Below are 17,125 nucleotides of genomic sequence, written 5' to 3' on the forward strand. Positions count from 1 at the left end.
GTGCACCGTTCTGGGGCAATGTCAATGTCAACTTATTTATGTTACGGTGCACTAGATAGAATTAGGCGTTATGTCCCCGAATTCCTAAGGTATGAAGAAAAAGACACTGGTAGGTGCCGCACTAGTCGCGTTGGCGATTCTCGTGCTTTTTCTTGTGGTGGGGCTCAAGCGTGTCCCTCAAGGGAGCGAAGCTCTGCTGGTTTCGGATGGCGGCCGTCTCGTTCTGTATGAATCCGGCTGGCATTTGATCCGCCCGATGTCGGGAAATCTCGTCACTTACCCGGTTGGCGAGCTGAACCTTCGCTATCCGCAAGAAGGCAGCCAGCGTGTTCTTTTGAAGAACGGACGTGAGGCAGACGTTGCTTTTTCCTTCCGGCTGAACGTTCCACAAGGATCTGCGGAAGACCTGTACAAATTCTTCGGAGAGAAATTCGCCGCGGGGCTTGATAAGATCTTTCTCGACGCCATTGAAATACAGGCCGTGAAGTTCATCCCGGAACCGGCCGAAGGAATGCCGAACCCCTACGCATCAGCCGTTGCCGAGGAGCTCAAGAGAACGTTTCGGGATGTGCGCCTCACCCTTCTCTCCGTGAAGATCGAATCCTGGGCGCTGACTACAGGGGAAGGCGCAGCCGGCGCGGCTAACATTGCTCCGACACCGCTCCGGAAGATCGTCTTCATCGGGGTGGATGCCGGGGATTGGCTGATTATCAATCCGCTGATCGCAAAAGGTAAACTGCCTAACTTCAAAAAGATCGTCGAGGGAGGCGCTGCCGGCCCGCTTCAATCGATCAATCCGATGATATCGCCGCTATTGTGGACAACCATGGCCACCGGCAAGCTTCCCGAAGAACATGGGATACTCACTTGCACGGTCATAGATCCTAATACAAACACGCAAATCCCTGTCACGCGAATGTACCGGAAGGTCGATGCAATCTGGAACATGATGAGCGACTACGGTCGAACCGTCGATATGGTGGGATATCTCGCCACATACCCGGCAGAGAAGATCAACGGAACGATGGTGACCGATCGTGTGGGCTACATTGCCTTCGCGGCGACGCCCGTGCAGGGCGATGCTCCCATTCCCGGCGCAATATCTCCTCCGGAGCGCTACGAGGAGATAGCGAGTCTTCTCACTAAAGCCAAGGATGTTCCCTTCAGGGACATCAAACGATTCATCCACGTCGATGAAAGTGAATTCAACAAGAATAGGGGCAGCGAGTTCGATACCAGGAATATCATCAATAATACAATCCTCACATACGTCACCGCCTTGAATTTCAACAGGATTGCAGTTCATTTGCTGGAAAAAGACCATCCTGACTTCCTCGCAGTTTATTTCGAGCTCGTTGATGCGATGGGACATCTTTTTATGCCATATGCCCCGCCACAGGAGTCTGGCGTGAGTGATGAGAAATACCGGAAATTCAAGGATGCAATCACGGAGACATATGTTTTTCAGGATCAAATCATCGGCGAGCTGCTCGATAAGTGCGACAAGAACACGGTTTTGTTGATTACATCCGACCATGGTTTCAAGAGCGGTGATTCCAGGCTGAAGGCCGGCGCGGAGATTCCGGGCGGGCACGCTGCGGAATGGCACAGACCCGAGGGCATCGTCTGCCTTTACGGTAATGGAATCCGCAAAGGTTACCGAATTGAAGGAGCATCGATAGTCGATATCGCTCCGACGATACTCGCCCTTGCCGGCTTTCCACGGGTCGGCGACATGCCGGGCAAGATAATCGAGCAGGCTTTCGAACCTTCACTCAAGAAGTCCTTGAACACAACTGCGATAGCAACACTCCAGAGAACGCGTGCACGAGAAGTGGCAGCTGTCACATCGGGTGGCGCAACCGATGAGGCCGCGATGAAGAAGCTTGAAGCACTCGGCTACATCACCCGCGAGAATCCTGACGCCCTCAACAATCTCGGCCAGCGCTACCAGAACCAAGGTGAATACGAGAAGGCGATAGTGGAATTCAAGAAGGCGCTCGCTCTGAGGCCCAACTATTCACGTGTTCTCAATAATCTGGGAGTTTGCTACGGCAAGCTCAACCGTAATCAAGAGGCAGTGGACAGTTTCCTGAAGGCGATCCAGGCAGATCCAAGGGACGTTTTCGCGATGAACAACATTGCCATTACGTATTCGAAAGCCGGACGCTTCAATGAAGCTCGTCAATACGCGCAGAGGGCAGTCGAGATAGAACCCAAGTATGCTCGCGGTCATTTCACCCTCGGCCTGATCTACCGGACGACGGGAGAGTTTAAGCTTGCTGAAAGAGAGTTTCAGACGGCACTTAAGATCGAGCCGGGAAACCAGGAATTTCGCCGTGCCCTTGAAAAATCCCGGGAAATGGCGAAAGGGCAACGATAAAGTCAATGTAGTTGTCGGCGCTTGTGTTTATCGGACGCAGGTGCGTGCTTTCTCAACATCGGGAGGTTGCTTGCGATGATACGGGCCCATGGCGGGCAGTTGGTCAATCGAATTGCCGAAGAAAAGATGAAACCCGGGCTGATCAGGAAAGCCGGGGCTCTTCCCAAGATTACGCTCAACCGCAGAGAACTCTCGGATCTTGCTCTCATCGCCATCGGTGCGATGAGTCCGTTGGAAGGGTTTATGGTCCGCGATGAATACGAAAGCGTCCTCAACGCCATGAGACTCCCTCTCGGTCTCCCATGGACCATTCCAATTACACTCTCTACAAAAGACAGCGCAGTCTCGCGGACGAAACCGCCGTTTGAAGCCGCGCTATGCGATGAGAACAAGAACGTTCTCGGCATCATGCAGGTCGATGACATTTACAAAGTTGATAAGGAACGTGAGGCCAAGAAAGTTCTTCTGACTGCCGATGATGCTCATCCCGGCGTTCAGTATCTCAACTCCATAAGTGATACTTATGCCGGCGGCAAGATCCTGCTTTTCGAGCGCATGATAGATGAGCAGTTTGAGAAGTTTCATCTGGATCCCAAGGAGACGCGGATACTCTTCAAGACAAAGGGCTGGGAGCGTGTCGTGGCCTTTCAAACGCGAAACCCGATTCACAGAGCGCACGAATATCTTCTGAAGTGTGCCCTGGAAATGGTGGACGGTCTTCTCATCCATCCAATCATGGGGGAGACGAAGTCCGACGATATTCCCGCCCACGTACGAATGGCATGTTATCAGGCAATCATGGACAGCTGTTTCCCGAAGGACAGGGTAGTCCTTTCGATTTTTCCGGCTGCAATGCGGTACGCCGGACCGAGGGAGGCGATTTTCCACGCCATCCTGAGGAAAAATTACGGATGCACGCATTTCATCGTAGGCAGGGACCACGCCGGCGTGGGTTCCTACTATGGTACGTTTGATGCGCAGAATATTTTCTTCGAGTTCGAACCGGGAGAATTGGAAATCACGCCAATGATGTTTGAGCATGCTTTCTATTGCACGAAGTGCGAAACGATGAGCTCTCCAAAGACGTGCCCGCACGGGAAAGAGGCACACATGCAATTGAGCGGGACGCGTGTAAGGGAGATGCTCTCGAAAGGCGAATCACTTCCTCCGGAGTTCACAAGAAGAGAGGTTGCAGAAGTACTGGAGCGATATTATTCATCGTCGAACAAAGGGCAGAGCTAGTGCACCGTAACATGAATAAGTTGACATTGACATTGCCCCAGAACGGTGCATTGCTCGGGGTTTTAGGGGGTCGAGCCCGACCCCCTAAGGGGTTACAGTTGCGAAAGTTGCCGGTGGCAAGTTTCGAAATGTCATAGGGGCGATAGCCCCTGTGAAAGTGCTGGGGCATCGCATAATAAGTTCGCGAATTTATGTGACACAGCACTAGTGTGCCTGGGAGCTGGGGTTAGAGAATGCCGAACAAATTGGCTGTGATCGGTCTGGATTGCCTGACACCGCAATTGTTCTACGGCGATTGGCTTGCTGACATGCCGAATTTCAAGCGGCTTCTTGACGGCTCTCTCAGTGGAAACATGGTTTCAATAGTGCCGCCCATCACTATCCCTGCATGGACCTGCATGATGACGTCATACGATCCGGGAATGCTCGGAATCTACGGTTTCAGGAACCGAAAGAGCTATGCATACGAAGAGCTCTATGTGGTCAATTCGAGCACGGTCAAAGCCAAGACAGTTTGGAATTATTTGTCCAGAAACCGCCTGCGTTCCATCCTCCTCGGGGTTCCACAGACATACCCGCCCAGGCCATTGAACGGGCTTCTGGTCGCTGACTTCCTGACGCCTGACAAGGATTCGGACTTCACGTATCCTCCTGAGCTTAGGTCGGAAATTGATCGTGTTGCAGACGGCGAGTACATCATTGATGTCAAGGATTTCAGGACTGACAAGAAGAGAGAATTGCTGAAACAAATCTACACCATGACGGAAAGGCGTTTCAAAGTCTTCAGGCATTTGCTTTCACATGAGGAGTGGGACTTTGCGATGATGGTTGAAATGGGTCCTGACCGCATTCATCATGGATTCTGGCGGTTCTGCGATCCTGGACACAGACTGTACGAGAAAGGGAACGAGTACGAGAATGTCATCCGGGACTACTATGTCTATCTGGATCAAGAAGTCGGAAGGGTCCTGGCTGCGATCCCTCAGGACACGTCAGTGATCGTCGTGTCGGATCACGGCGCCAAAGGAATGCACGGCGGCATCTGCATCAACGAGTTTTTCATACAAGAAGGACTTCTTACGCTCAAGGACTATCCAAAAGAGCCGACATCGCTCAAGGCGGGCATAGTGGATTGGAAAAAGACGAAGGCCTGGGGAGAAGGCGGCTACTACGCGCGCGTGTTCTTGAATGTCGAAGGGCGGGAACCGGAGGGGGTGATACCCCGGTCCGAGCTGCAGGCGTTCCGCATGAGTCTGAAGAAGAAGCTTGAGGGATTGACTGACGAAAAAGGAGAGAACATCGGCACAAGAGTGTTTTTTCCGGAAGAAATCTACAGGACATGCAACAATATCCCTCCAGACCTCATTGTTTACCTGGGGGATCTCAATTGGAGGAGTGCCGGAAGCGTCGGTCATAACCGGATACATGTTTTTGAGAATGACACCGGCCCCGACGATGCCAACCATGCTGAGGAAGGTGTGTTTGCGTGGTATAAGCGTGGGCGCGGAAGTGCGTCATCACGGCCATCGCGTCCCGGGAGTGGTAAGATTTCGATTTTTGACATTGCTCCTTCGATCCTCGATTTCTTTTCAATTGACGTTCCGGACGACATGATAGGGAAGGTGCTTTAGAACAGAATAATGGAAACTGTACTGGGTCTGATCAACAGGAGATGCCAATGAAAGGTTTCACGCTCTGGTTCACAGGTCTTCCCAGCTCCGGCAAGTCAACTCTGGCCCAGCGAGTGCAGGAGATCCTTCTGGAAAGAGGGATGAACGTTGAGCTGCTCGATGGCGACGAAGTAAGGCAGAACCTTTGCAAGGGGCTCGGGTTTTCAAAAGAAGACAGGGATGCAAACATCCGGCGCATCGGCTACGTGTGCAAGCTCCTGAGCCGTAACGGAGCAGTTGCCATCGCCGCCGCCATATCTCCGTACCGCGAGATAAGGGATGAGAACAGAAAAGCGATCGCCAACTACGTGGAAGTCTATGTGAAGGCGCCGATCGAGGTCCTTGTGGAAAGGGACACAAAAGGGTTGTACAAAAAGGCAATCGCCGGGGAATTGAAGAACTTCACCGGCATCTCCGACCCCTACGAGGCGCCCGAGAATCCGGAGATTCTGATCGAATCAGACAAAGAGACGGCAGAAGAAAGCACCATGAAGATTATCAGGACGCTGGAGCTCATGGGTCTGATTCCCGGAGCCCCGGCCGAAAGCGAGTACTCTGCGGAAGAGGAAGAGAAGATAAAGGCCCGCCTCAAAGACCTGGGTTACATCTAGGGGTGACGCCCACGTTTTTCAAGCGAAGAAAGAAAAGGGCATGCGTCATCGGTCTGGATGGCGTTCCCTACACGGTCCTTCAGGGCATGATGGATTCCGGGGTCATGCCGAAGACAAAGGAAATTATCTCCAGGGGGCGCATCAAACCTATGACCGTCACTCTTCCGGAAATCTCCTCGGTGAGCTGGTCCACTTTCATGACCGGAAAAGACCCTGGAGGTCACGGGATCTTCGGGTTCACTGATTTCAAAGACTCAAGCTACGCCATCCGCTACCCATCCTTCAATGACCTCAAGAGCCCGACCATCTGGGATATCCTCGGGACGCACGGAATGAAAAGCGTCGTCATCAACCAGCCGTCAACCTATCCTGCGCGCCCGATTCCCGGCGTTCTGATATCGGGTTTTGTCGCTCTCGAATTGGAGAAAGCGGTCACCCCATTCGGCTATTACTCTGCTCTCAAGAAAAAGAACTATCAGATAGATATCGACACGCAAAAGTGCAGGGACAATCCGGCTGAACTATTTCACTCGTTGAGCACGCTGCTTGCCGCGAGACGCGAAGTTGTGGATGACCTGTGGGAGAAGGAACCGTGGAACCTCATGGAAATAGTTGTGACCGGCACCGACCGTTTGCATCACTTCATTTGGGACGCATACGAAGATTCACATCATCCGCACCACGAAGATTTCCTGACCTACTACCGAAAGATCGACGATTTCATACATTACATATCTTTGAAATTCCAGGGAATGGACGGTAGCGGGAATTTGTTTATTCTTTCAGACCACGGTTTCTGCGGAACAAGGAAAGAAGTCTATATCAACACAGTCTTGCAGAATCAAGGATTCCTCCATCTGGCACCTGGTGCATCGTCGCTCGATGGAGTTTCAGAAAATACCAGGGCTTTCGCTCTGGATCCTGCGCGGATTTATCTGAACAGAAAAGGCAGATTCCCCCGTGGAAGTGTCGAAAAGGAAGACGTGGAGCCGATGTTAAGAGACATTACGACTGTTTTCGATGGGCTCGTTCTTGGCGGCGAGAAAATCGTGCGCCGGATTGTCAGGAATGAAGACGCATACTCTGGTCAATGGTCGCAGAACGGCCCGGACCTTCTTCTCGTCCCGGAAAATGGTTTCGATCTAAAGGGCCTCGTTGGAGCCAAAGATCCACTTGGTGAAAGGCGGCTTCAGGGAATGCACACATGGGACAATGCATTCTTCTTTTCGCTCGATAAGTCCCTGCTCGAAGATGGCCGGGAACTGAACATCGTAGATGTCCCAGGGAAAATACTCAGGAGCCTTGGAGTTGAAATCTAGGAGATCGCTCAAGAAATACGTTTTCATCTCTGCCTTCTTCTTGATACTTGCGATACCGGCGTTGTCGTATGCGTACATCGGCCCGGGTGCAGGTTTCGCCCTGGTGTCATCGTTCCTTTCCTTTGTCATCGCTTTCTTCGCCGCCTTTTTTGCTCTCCTGACCTTTCCCCTGCGAATGCTCGTCAGGAAGGTCAGACGCAAGAAAATTCCGGGCAACCCGCGTGTTAAGAAGGTAATCATCCTCGGACTGGACGGCCTCGACCCAGACATCTGTGAGCGCCTCATGTCCTCGGGCGATCTTCCCAATTTCTCACGGCTGAAATCGGAGGGAAGTTTCAGACGGCTGGGCACGTCGGTTCCCGCGATGTCTCCGGTCGCATGGTCCACGTTCAGCACGGGAGTTGATGCGTCGCGGCATGCAATCTTCGATTTTCTCGCGAGAGACCCGAGAAACTACGCCCCGGTGCTTTCATCGAGCAGCGTCAGTGCATCCAGGAAGTCCCTGAAGCTCTGGCGTTTCAGGATACCTCTTGGGAAAAGCAGTGTCCGTTTCTTGCGGAAAAGCAGAAGTTTCTGGAAGGTGTTGAGCGATTACGGAGTCTTCAGCATCGTGCTCAGGGTTCCCATAACGTTTCCTCCGGAGAAATTCAATGGCGTGATGCTCTCCGGCATGTGCGTGCCCGACCTTCGCGGCACAATGGGGTCGTTCACCTACTTCTGTGAGAGAGAATCAGATGAGAAAATCGGCGGCATGATCGTCACGCTCAAGAAAAACGGCGGTACGCTTAGTGCGTCCCTTCCAGGTCCTGAGAGTCCTGTCTCGGATGGAACACTGGAACTTCCTCTTGAAATACGCGTTGAAAAAGAAAAGCGCGGCGCTCTTATCAAGATATCCGGTCAGCAATTCTTCCTGCATGAACGTGGGTATTCTCCGTGGATCCGGCTCACCTTCAAGGCGGCTCCCGGCATCAAGTTTCACGGAATTGCGCGATTCTATATCACGCGCATTGACCCGGACTTTGGCCTCTATGTCTCGCCGATCCACATCGATCCGGACAAACCCGCCATGCCTATCTCATACCCTTCCTTCTACTCGATGTATCTCGCGAAACGCCAGGGACCTTTTGGTACGCTGGGTCTGGCCGAAGACACGTGGGCAGTGAATGAGAAAGTTCTGGACGATGAAGCGTTCATTCGGCAGGCCTATCTCTTTCACCGTGAACGTGAAACAATGTTCATTGATTCTCTCAAGAAGCTGAACAGAGGTCTCATTACGTGCGTCTTTGACCTGAGCGACCGCATACAGCATATGTTCTTCAGATATCTTGTCGATGAAAGCGGGCCCCGCGATGAAACATTGAAGCACCGGGAAGTTCTCTATGACATGTACCGTGAAATGGACAAACTCCTTGGGAGAACCATGGCATTCGTTAATGAGAAGACGGCTCTATTCGTAATCTCCGATCACGGTTTCAAGGCCTTCAAAAGAGGCGTTGATTTGAACGCATGGCTTAAGAAGCACGGATATCTCACTCTGAAGACTGACACCAAAGGGGACGAGTATCTGCGGGACGTTGACTGGGCAGCGACAAAGGCCTACGCGCTCGGCCTCGGAGGAATGTACATAAACCGGAAAGGCAGGGAGCGTCACGGAATCGTCAGCGTCTCGGAAGCAGATGCTCTGAAGGAGGAGATCAAATCAAAGCTAATGACACTTGCAGAGGAGAGCGACGGCAAGCGGGTCGTCGGCCGCATCTATGACACGGCCAAGGACTTCACCGGCCCATATCGCGCTGAAGGCCCTGATCTCATCGTAGGTCTCATGGAAGGTTTCAGGATATCCTGGGATTGCGCGAGGGGAAAAGTGACGGACAAAACAATCGAAAACAATGAAAAGAGCTGGAGCGGGGATCATTGCATCGATCCCAAGGCAGTCCCCGGAATTCTGTTTTCCAATTTGAAGGTCAGCGAAGCTGCCCCGAATATCGTGGACATGGCCCCAACAATTCTGAAACTCTTCGGCATTGAGCCGCCGAAATACATGACTGGCAAGGATATTCTTTAACGGGCGATGAAGGTCGAAATAGGAAAGTTGAAATTGCGGGAGATGTCAGGCGATGTTGACTAGGAACGTGGGGAAAACGAAGCTCTGGAAGCTCGTGCTTGTCGGGATTTCCCTGCTGTGTATTGACGGCGGTCTCCCTCCGGTTGGTCCAGCAGGGGCTTCGCGGCATCCGAGGAGCGTCGTGATTCTCGGGATCGACGGGATGGACCCGATTCTCTTGAAGAAGTTCGTCGAGAAAGGGCGCATGCCGGCCTTTCAAGAACTCATGCAGGAAGGATCATTCTCCACCCTTGGAACGAGCATACCTCCCCAGAGTCCTGTCGCATGGTCAAACTTCATTACCGGTTTGGATCCGGGCGGACACGGCATCTTTGACTACATCACCAGGGATCCCAAGAATTACCTGCCTGCTTTTTCCCTCTCTCATGTTGATGAGCCGGGACGGGTGATAAAGATCGGCGGTTGGGCAATTCCGGTTTCAGCGGGCAAAGTAACCCTTCTGAGAAAAGGCAAAGCGTTCTGGCAGACGCTCGACGAACACAAGGTACCGTACACGATATCGAGGTTGCCATCCAATTTCCCTCCGGCTCCGTGCAAAGGCCGGACCCTTGCAGGTTTGGGCACGCCGGATCTCGTCGGCACTTATGGCACTTTCTCTTTTTTCACTGATGACCCTGAGTTTGCCTCGCTGGACGTTTCCGGCGGCCAGATCTATCCAATCACAGTCGAGGACAACAAATTCAGCGCGACTCTTGTCGGCCCTGAGAACACCCTGAAGATTGACAAGCCCAAGCTTCAAGCGCCGTTCAGCGTTTACACGGACAGAGAGAGCCAGGCAGCGAAAATCGTGGTCGGAAAGACGGAGCTGCTGCTGAAAGTGGGCGAGTGGAGTCCGTGGGTTGAGGTCTCATTCAATATTATCGGTCCCCTGCATACTCTGAAAGGCACCTGTCTGTTCTATCTCAAATCTATCGACCCGTACCTCAGACTCTACGTTTCCCCCATAAATATCGATCCTGCACACCCGGCACTTCCGCTCTCGACACCGCCGAAATTCGTAACTGAGATCTACAAAAAGATCGGCTATTTCTACACGCAAGGTATAGCCGAAGACACGAAAGCGCTGGCATGGGGGATTCTCGATGACGGCGAATACATCCATCAGGCCAGGATTGTTCTAGATGATCACCTAAGAATGCTGGACTACTACCTCGACCAATACAATGGAGGCCTGCTCTTTTTCTACGTTTCGACGCTCGACTTGAACCAACATATGCTGTGGAGAAACATGGATCCGAAACATCCGGCTCACACTTTGGAGGCGGCCAAGTATCAGAATCAGCTTGAGGATTTCTACGTCGATATGGACAACATTCTGGCGCACACGATTGAGCGAATTCCGCGCGACGCAACGCTCATCGTCATGTCAGACCATGGCTTCTCGCCCTGGTACAGGAAGGTTAACCTTAATACGTGGCTTTACAAAAACGGTTATCTGGAGCTGATCGACCCCACAGCGATTGAGAAGTCGCACTTTTTCAGGAATGTACATTGGAGGAAAACGAAGGCCTACGCGGTTGGTTTTAACGGTCTCTATGTGAATCTTCGCGGGCGTGAGGGGAAAGGGACAGTGAGAGAGGGAGTCGAATATGAAGCGTTTATCGATGAGCTTACGAAAAACCTCCTGTCCCTGAAAGACCCCAAGACAGGCGAATTCCCAATTCACAGTGTGTACCGCACGAGCAAGGTCTATCATGGCGATGAAGCCAAGAACGCGCCTGACCTTATTGTTGGCTATAAGAGAGGGTATCGCTGCGATGATGAATCGGTGCTCGGAGATTTTACGCAAGATGTCTTCAGCGACAACATGGACAAATGGAGCGGCGACCACTGCATGGCGCCCGAAGAAGTCCCGGGCATCCTGCTTTCAAACAGGAAGATACGCTTGAAAGATCCACGGCTGAGCGATTTCGCCGCCACGATCCTGGCACTGTTCGACATCAAAGTATCGGAAGCTCCAGCGACAAGCCGTCCGATTTTCTAAGTGCGGACAAGAGGGGAGAGGTCTCAAATGTTCGGCCCGAAAATCAAGATTGATAAGGAACTGCTTGCAAAACTTACGAAGGTAGCCGGTATTGCCGGCTATTCATCCGTTGATGAGTTCATAGTCCATATTCTTGAGAGAGAAGTATCGAAGATTGGCGATGACTCTGCATCCGACGAAGAGATCAAGAAGAAACTCGAGGGCCTGGGCTATATTTCCTGATTCTTAAAGCTATGGACTTCATTTCCAAGATCATAACCTGGCTTCTTGACTTGCTGGTCCTGCCTTTCGGCAAGACGCACCATACGCTTGGCCTGGTGTGGCTCTCGCTCCTGACCGGCGTTGGAATGGCATTTGTTTTTAAGCTCACATCCAATCAGGAGAAGATCAAGAAGTCCAAGGATCGATTCAAGTCGTTCATACTTGAGATGCGGATTTACCAGGATGACCTTGGGGCAATCTTCAGAGCTTTCTTGAATTCGCTAAAGGCAAATCTCGCATACTTGCGCTACATCGTCGTGCCGTTCCTGGTAATCATCATACCCGCTGCAATAATCTTCATGCAGTTGGATGAGCGATATGGAAGGAGGTACATTGCTCCAGGCTCAACAACCCTGGTCACGATCCGCCTGGTACGGGGCGCTGATCCCTATGCGGTGAGCTCTTCCATCACATGCAGCCCCGGAGTGTCACTGGACGCCGGCCCGGTGCGCATCCGTGAAGAGCGTGAACTTGATTGGCGACTGAGAGTCGATTCGTCAGGAACTCATACCGTCACGATTTCAATCGACGGCCATGAGTACAAGATTCCACTCGTTGCGGAGCCGTCTTACCGGATGATCGGGAGCACACGAGCTGCTTCTTCTTTTATTGAATCCTTCCTGCACCCGGCCTTCCCAGCCATTCCCAAGAACTCGCCCATCAAGACCGTCAAGCTCCGCTTCCCCGGTGCTTCCTACCCGCTCTTATTCTGGCACGTCCACTGGATCCTCATCTTTCTCGTCTATTCGCTCATCGGCGCCGCGGTAGTCAAGTTTTTGGTAGGATTCGAGATCTAGGGCTGTTCGTGGTGAACGTTGACGGTTACGCATATCTAGTCCCTTTTGTTGAAAGCGCCCGGGAGGTCTTCTTGAAAACTATCATCCCGAGCCGTAAGGCGACGAAACAATACCTGGAGGGAGTTGAGTCAGATGAAGGTGTTCCGTACCAGACCCTGATTGCGAGTCTTCTGCACAAGTATGTTGCCGGCCGATTGGTTGAGAGAAGGTTGACAAAGCGCTCAAGTTGATGCCCAAGAGGCCGCAACTAAGCGCTACCGTTCCGCCGGGGTCAAGTCCCTCACCTCCACACCTCCCGGGCTCTGAGGTCCTGGAACGCAGTAATGTTCAAGTCGAGCAGGCCGTCAAGTACTGTTCGATCCAGCCTAGTTCCTCATCAAAAGAGCGAGTGACACTGTTGGTGCTGTCATATGAAGTGGCGGCACGGAGAGAGAAACAGAAAACAAGTCCTCGAGCTACAAGTTCACTATCCACTCGCAGATCGACGCCAACTGTTCATCGTCGGTAAGGTTTGCAGCATTGTCAAGGGACCCGGAGCGCAATTGTTTGAAGATTTCGGATGCCATATTGTTTTCGATCGCTGCACCAACAAAGAACGTGCGTGGTTTCTTTTTCCTTTTGCTGAAGCTCTTTCGTATTCTTTCCAAGGCAGAGTTGGCAGTCTTCCAATGTTCATCTGCACCTGCTGGATCAATACCGCCTTTCAATTCTCCGAGTGCTACATAAGCATCAACGTCGTGTATGAGCGATTGCCTCCCTTTCCCTAAATCGTCAACTGTTCCATCCAGAAGTGAAAGGTCAACGTTCTTCTTAACTACCGGAACAGTAATGTTCATAATCAGAAGCCGATTGCCTTTATCTTTTGACCAAAAGAATCCATTGATGCGCTTCTCGATTCCTGTATCATCTTCTGGTTTTGGTAACCAAGCGTCCGTGTCATAATCTTTCCATTGGTAATCGATTCCTGAAAGATTGAAGATTGACAATAGTGAGCGTAGGAATTTTCTCTCGCCCAATAGACCTGCCAAGTTTCTGGCCTTACCGCCTAAGGCGTCTCCTTTTGTTAGCAGGTAACGGTAAACAAGCTCATCGATGAAATTGTCGCCCGCTGGTTCAAGAAACTTCTCGATCATACCCTTTATCGCAAGCGTCCTGTCATCTTCGGTCAAGTAGTTGAGAGACTTCTCGGACAAACCAGATGCAGTGAGCAGACCAACTCTGAGATCTTCTACTTTGAGGAGGTCTTTCGGTCTAGAAACCCTGCCGGCTAAGGATTTCAGTGCCTTTGCTTCTTCGACATAAGGAACTGCCAAATAGTTCTTTTCCAAAGCGAGCACTATGAAACCAGCTCTTGTCTTCTCTCTGGAGGTCACCAAGTCATCTGCAGATCTAATCGGTATGCTGAGCCTCATCTCTTTTGCCATAGGTACACACACTTGCGGATTTCGGTGCGTCCATAATTGCCCATCTGTTGACTACTGTTCCCCTTGCCTTTGGGCAGTACAAGGATCTTCTGGATGTTGAAACCAAAGTCTTCTGCAAATTCTGAAAGGATGAGGTCGACTGGGATTTCCTCTCCTCCATAACGAACATTGTCGTTCACCATTACGCAGTAACCACCCCTCTTTGTAACCCTAGCCATTTCGGAGATCACGAAGCATAGCTCCAAGAAATAGTTCCTCACCATTCTTGGAATGTTAGTGTTGTTGAGCTTCTCAAGTTTGTTCAGTTCGTCAAGAACAGAATTCACCTCTTTCATTGCAGTGGAGGAATCATAGATACTGAGCACCCTATCGAAAGTGTCGCTTCTTCCCGTAGATGAGTACAACTGCTTGAGATAGTCTATCTTTTCTTTGTTCTCGACGGTGCAGGACAAAAGCTCTTGACGAAGATTTCTGACTCTATCGGAGTCGCAGCCGAGATAGACTAATTCCAGAGCGTAAGTCCTCGTATAGTCGTAGCGATTACAGTAGGGTGGGGAAGTGACAACAAAGTCGAAAGAAGCATCTTGGAACTTGGGCAGTTCTTCAAGGCAAGAACCTTGAATGATGTTTACAGGGTGTTGATCGTGCCCATTGTTTTCACCGAAGTCAAAGAGAGAGTCGTTTTGAGGCGAGAGATCGGCAAGCAATTGAAGCAATTTGTGTTTCAACGCTTGGTCAAATGTGCTTATTCTACCCTTGTTGAAAGACTTTCCTGCCAAATCTCGCTTGGAACGATAATCCCACCTCAGGTACTGTCCATCTTTCCTCGTGTAGCTTACTTCTTCGAGTATGGAGAATGCAGCGAACCTGAGTATGGTTTGAATCTCTTTGTTCTTGATCGTGCTGCAATAAGTCAGGAATCTGTTGAGGGCGATTTCCGTATCATCAGGGAAAGCGTCTCTCGTGATGGATATATGAGTGAAGTGAGTCGTGTGGCTGTCAATCTTTTCTAGGTCCGACCAAAGGTTTCTGAGACTCCTTTTCAGTTCGTCCGAATTGATTCCACGCAGTGCCTGCCGAGTCTCCATAACGAAAACGCCGACAGGTAGAAGTTCAATGCCGTAGGGCTCCCAACCCAGTGCTTGCCCGGCAAACAAAGTTGTGCCAACTCCGGCGAATGGGTCCAAGACCTTGCCGGGTTTGTTTGAATACTTGGTGAGAAAATACGTCACGAGGCCAGAGGAAAAACCTTCTTTGTACTTAAACCAGCGGTATATCGGCTCTTCTTTGTTCGCTTGGAAACTCACAAGTTGGCGGTTGAGGTTGAAGTCTGTTTCCAGTCTATCGGCAAACCTATCGTACAGCTTTTGTCGTTCGCTGGGGAATATTTCTAGAATTTCACTCATTGAAGGGAATCGACTCCAATCTCTATGTGGGTCTGAATAAGGAGCTCTGGCCTTGCGACCAGAATGTCCTCGATTTCCGTCTCGTGGACTTCTATTCTATTCGCTAACATACGGATAGAACGCGTGTTCGCCGCAGAGTGCCAGCTTGCTAACGACCCAGGCTTCCAACTCGTCTCTGATATCCCCGATCATTTCGATATTCCACGGTATAGTTGCTTCTTTGGGGGCAAGAGCAACAACCAATCTGTAGATTTCGTTGTCCACATAATCCTGTCGTTCAAGTTCTGCCGGGGTCAAGTCCCTCATCTCGCACCTCCCAGGTTTTAAGACCCCGTAACGCAGTAGTGTTCAAGTCGAACGGTTTCGGCAAATACTGTTCGATTCTGCCCCCTTGTTCATGTCTGTAACGAGTCTGCAAATCAAAGCCCACTGCGTTGCGGTTGGTGTCGTTTGCAGCTATTAGAGTCGTGCCGCTGCCGACAAAGGGAACGAGGACAAGCTCTCCTTGATGCGTGAAGAGCTCAATAACTTTCTTCGACAACGAAATTGGGAAAGTCGCGGGATGGGCGTTCTTATCTCTTATGTCTCGTGATTCATAGAAAAACTGCCAGACCCCTAATTGGGATTTCAGCCAGTCTTTCGCAGTCATGCAGTTGATGTGGGTGGGGGAGCAATGACACGTCCGCGTGCAGGGAATATTCAGGGCGTGACGATACTGCCGGGTGTCTTCCCTAATTACCAGAGGAGAAGCGTTTTCGGCGTTGCATTTGGTCCTGTTTCTTGCACCCATGAGACAAGACTAACGCAAGTACGAGAGCACGGCAACAGAGCATTTCGATCATTCCTGAGCCTATCCCCAGGGCCTGCAAGCCGCCGAGGGCACGGACAAAGGGTAAGGACGAACGGATGGTTGGATATGTGAAGCACAACTTCTTCGAGCGGTACCGTTCGTTTGAGAGTTTCGAGCACATGAACGCTCTTGCCGAGAGGTGGCTCGTCGAGGAGGCTGATCCGAGAGTGCATGGGACGGTGAAGGAGCGGGGGATTGAGCGTTTCAGGCGTGAAGCATCGGCCCTGGGAGCGCTCCCGCGCGTTCGACTTGATACGAGCTACCAGGAGCGGCGAGTAGTGGCGTGGGACGCGTATATTGAGGTACGCGGGAATCGTTACAGCGTGCCTGATCGTCTCTGCGGTTCGGAGGTGTCGGTGCGGATACGGCTTGGATGGGACCCTGGTCGTCTATGACGACAGCGGTGAGAAGGTTGTTGAGCACCGGCGAAGTGGCTCAAGACCCAGTGCTCTCGATCACGACTGTAAGCCTCGCCACAATACGGCTGTTCTTGCGGCGGCGATCCAACGCCTATTCAGAACTTCATGTTCTGCAGTGCTCTTTTTGACGTGTATGACGGTGTGCACCACTGAGGAAGGCTAGACCGCCCGGCGTCGCGCGGTCAAGATGCTTGGAGAACCACTGTTATTGGGTGCGGCGGTGACGTCGCATGTACTCCCAGAATCCGCGGGGGTCGAGAATACGAATGGGTACCTGACCAGCACATTCGTGTCGAGGAAAATCCTCACGAAATTTTGGCCACCACGTCTTCATCCGTCAAATATCCACGCGCCTCCGCAAACGGCAAAACCTGCCGCCGAAGTTGCTCAAACTGGAGCAACGCAAGCTGCCTTCGGAGCGCATCCCGAACTATGTCGCTTCGAGTCCGTCCCGCCTGCTTGCAGATCCGATCCAACTGTCGCTGAAGGTCCCGGTCCAGACGTATTGTCACTGCGCTTAACGGTCTCATGTCATACAATGTAATACATCAAACCTTTCCTGTCAAGACCAAAATTCAATGGGAGTTTCCCCAAAATTTTCAGAGATCAAGGAGCAATGCTTGCAGGGAGCGCA

Annotated in this window: 14 protein-coding genes and 2 pseudogenes; 11 read left to right on the top strand and 5 right to left on the bottom strand. The window is 51.5% G+C overall.

The window, feature by feature from the left end; genetic code table 11:
* Nucleotides 1-91 precede the first annotated feature (91 nt).
* The 10 genes and pseudogenes from QME66_09965 to QME66_10010 all read left to right on the top strand — a co-directional run bounded on the left by QME66_09965 (nt 92) and on the right by QME66_10010 (nt 12,514).
* Nucleotides 92-2,383: an alkaline phosphatase family protein gene (locus QME66_09965; GenBank protein MDI6809292.1), complete on the top strand. Its 2,292-nt coding sequence runs from the start codon at nt 92-94 to the stop codon at nt 2,381-2,383.
* A gap of 75 nt (nt 2,384-2,458) precedes the next feature.
* Complete coding sequence (sat, locus tag QME66_09970; protein ID MDI6809293.1) at nt 2,459-3,625, top strand: sulfate adenylyltransferase; 1,167 nt, start codon at nt 2,459-2,461, stop codon at nt 3,623-3,625.
* 233 nt (nt 3,626-3,858) lie between these two features.
* On the top strand, nt 3,859-5,256 hold the full coding sequence (locus QME66_09975) for an alkaline phosphatase family protein (GenBank protein ID MDI6809294.1): 1,398 nt from the start codon (nt 3,859-3,861) through the stop codon (nt 5,254-5,256).
* 41 nt (nt 5,257-5,297) lie between these two features.
* Nucleotides 5,298-5,906, top strand: a complete 609-nt coding sequence (cysC, locus tag QME66_09980) for an adenylyl-sulfate kinase (GenBank protein MDI6809295.1) — start codon at nt 5,298-5,300, stop codon at nt 5,904-5,906.
* A 2-nt stretch (nt 5,907-5,908) separates the two neighbouring features.
* A complete protein-coding gene (locus QME66_09985; GenBank protein MDI6809296.1) occupies nt 5,909-7,225 on the top strand; it encodes an alkaline phosphatase family protein in 1,317 nt (438 codons plus the stop codon).
* Nucleotides 7,215-9,290 (top strand): alkaline phosphatase family protein, encoded by a 2,076-nt coding sequence (locus QME66_09990; protein MDI6809297.1) that lies wholly within the window; start codon nt 7,215-7,217, stop codon nt 9,288-9,290. Before QME66_09985 ends, QME66_09990 begins: the two co-directional genes overlap by 11 nt.
* A gap of 52 nt (nt 9,291-9,342) precedes the next feature.
* Nucleotides 9,343-11,334, top strand: coding sequence for an alkaline phosphatase family protein (locus tag QME66_09995; GenBank protein MDI6809298.1), 1,992 nt, complete (start codon nt 9,343-9,345; stop codon nt 11,332-11,334).
* A gap of 27 nt (nt 11,335-11,361) precedes the next feature.
* Nucleotides 11,362-11,556: a hypothetical protein gene (locus QME66_10000; GenBank protein ID MDI6809299.1), complete on the top strand. Its 195-nt coding sequence runs from the start codon at nt 11,362-11,364 to the stop codon at nt 11,554-11,556.
* Between the two features lie 11 nt (nt 11,557-11,567).
* Entirely contained in the window at nt 11,568-12,392 is an 825-nt protein-coding gene (locus tag QME66_10005; GenBank protein MDI6809300.1) for a hypothetical protein, read from the top strand.
* Between the two features lie 2 nt (nt 12,393-12,394).
* Nucleotides 12,395-12,514 (top strand): annotated as a pseudogene (locus QME66_10010) (toxin).
* Nucleotides 12,515-12,847: 333 nt separating this feature from the next.
* On the opposite strand, the gene QME66_10015 reads toward QME66_10010, so the two are convergent.
* From QME66_10015 to QME66_10030, 4 genes and pseudogenes are all read right to left on the bottom strand, one after another.
* The gene (locus QME66_10015; protein MDI6809301.1) at nt 12,848-13,816 is read right to left on the bottom strand and encodes an AvaI/BsoBI family type II restriction endonuclease; all 969 of its coding nucleotides are present in this window, start codon (nt 13,814-13,816) and stop codon (nt 12,848-12,850) included.
* Nucleotides 13,801-15,222 carry a site-specific DNA-methyltransferase gene (locus tag QME66_10020; protein MDI6809302.1) on the bottom strand — a complete coding sequence of 474 codons (1,422 nt, stop codon included), beginning with the start codon at nt 15,220-15,222 and terminating at the stop codon, nt 13,801-13,803. The genes QME66_10015 and QME66_10020 overlap by 16 nt, the downstream gene beginning before the upstream one ends.
* A 96-nt stretch (nt 15,223-15,318) precedes the next feature.
* Nucleotides 15,319-15,528: a hypothetical protein gene (locus QME66_10025; protein ID MDI6809303.1), complete on the bottom strand. Its 210-nt coding sequence runs from the start codon at nt 15,526-15,528 to the stop codon at nt 15,319-15,321.
* A 97-nt stretch (nt 15,529-15,625) separates the two neighbouring features.
* Nucleotides 15,626-15,871: pseudogene (locus QME66_10030) on the bottom strand (DNA methyltransferase).
* 257 nt (nt 15,872-16,128) lie between these two features.
* Between QME66_10030 and QME66_10035 the strand changes: the two are divergent.
* Nucleotides 16,129-16,467, top strand: a complete 339-nt coding sequence (locus tag QME66_10035) for a hypothetical protein (GenBank protein MDI6809304.1) — start codon at nt 16,129-16,131, stop codon at nt 16,465-16,467.
* Between the two features lie 329 nt (nt 16,468-16,796).
* On the opposite strand, the gene QME66_10040 is transcribed toward QME66_10035, so the two are convergent.
* Nucleotides 16,797-17,021 (bottom strand): ribbon-helix-helix protein, CopG family, encoded by a 225-nt coding sequence (locus QME66_10040; GenBank protein ID MDI6809305.1) that lies wholly within the window; start codon nt 17,019-17,021, stop codon nt 16,797-16,799.
* Nucleotides 17,022-17,125 lie beyond the last annotated feature (104 nt).

The organism is Candidatus Eisenbacteria bacterium (assembly GCA_030017955.1).
Classification (GTDB): Bacteria; Eisenbacteria; RBG-16-71-46; order JASEGR01; family JASEGR01; genus JASEGR01.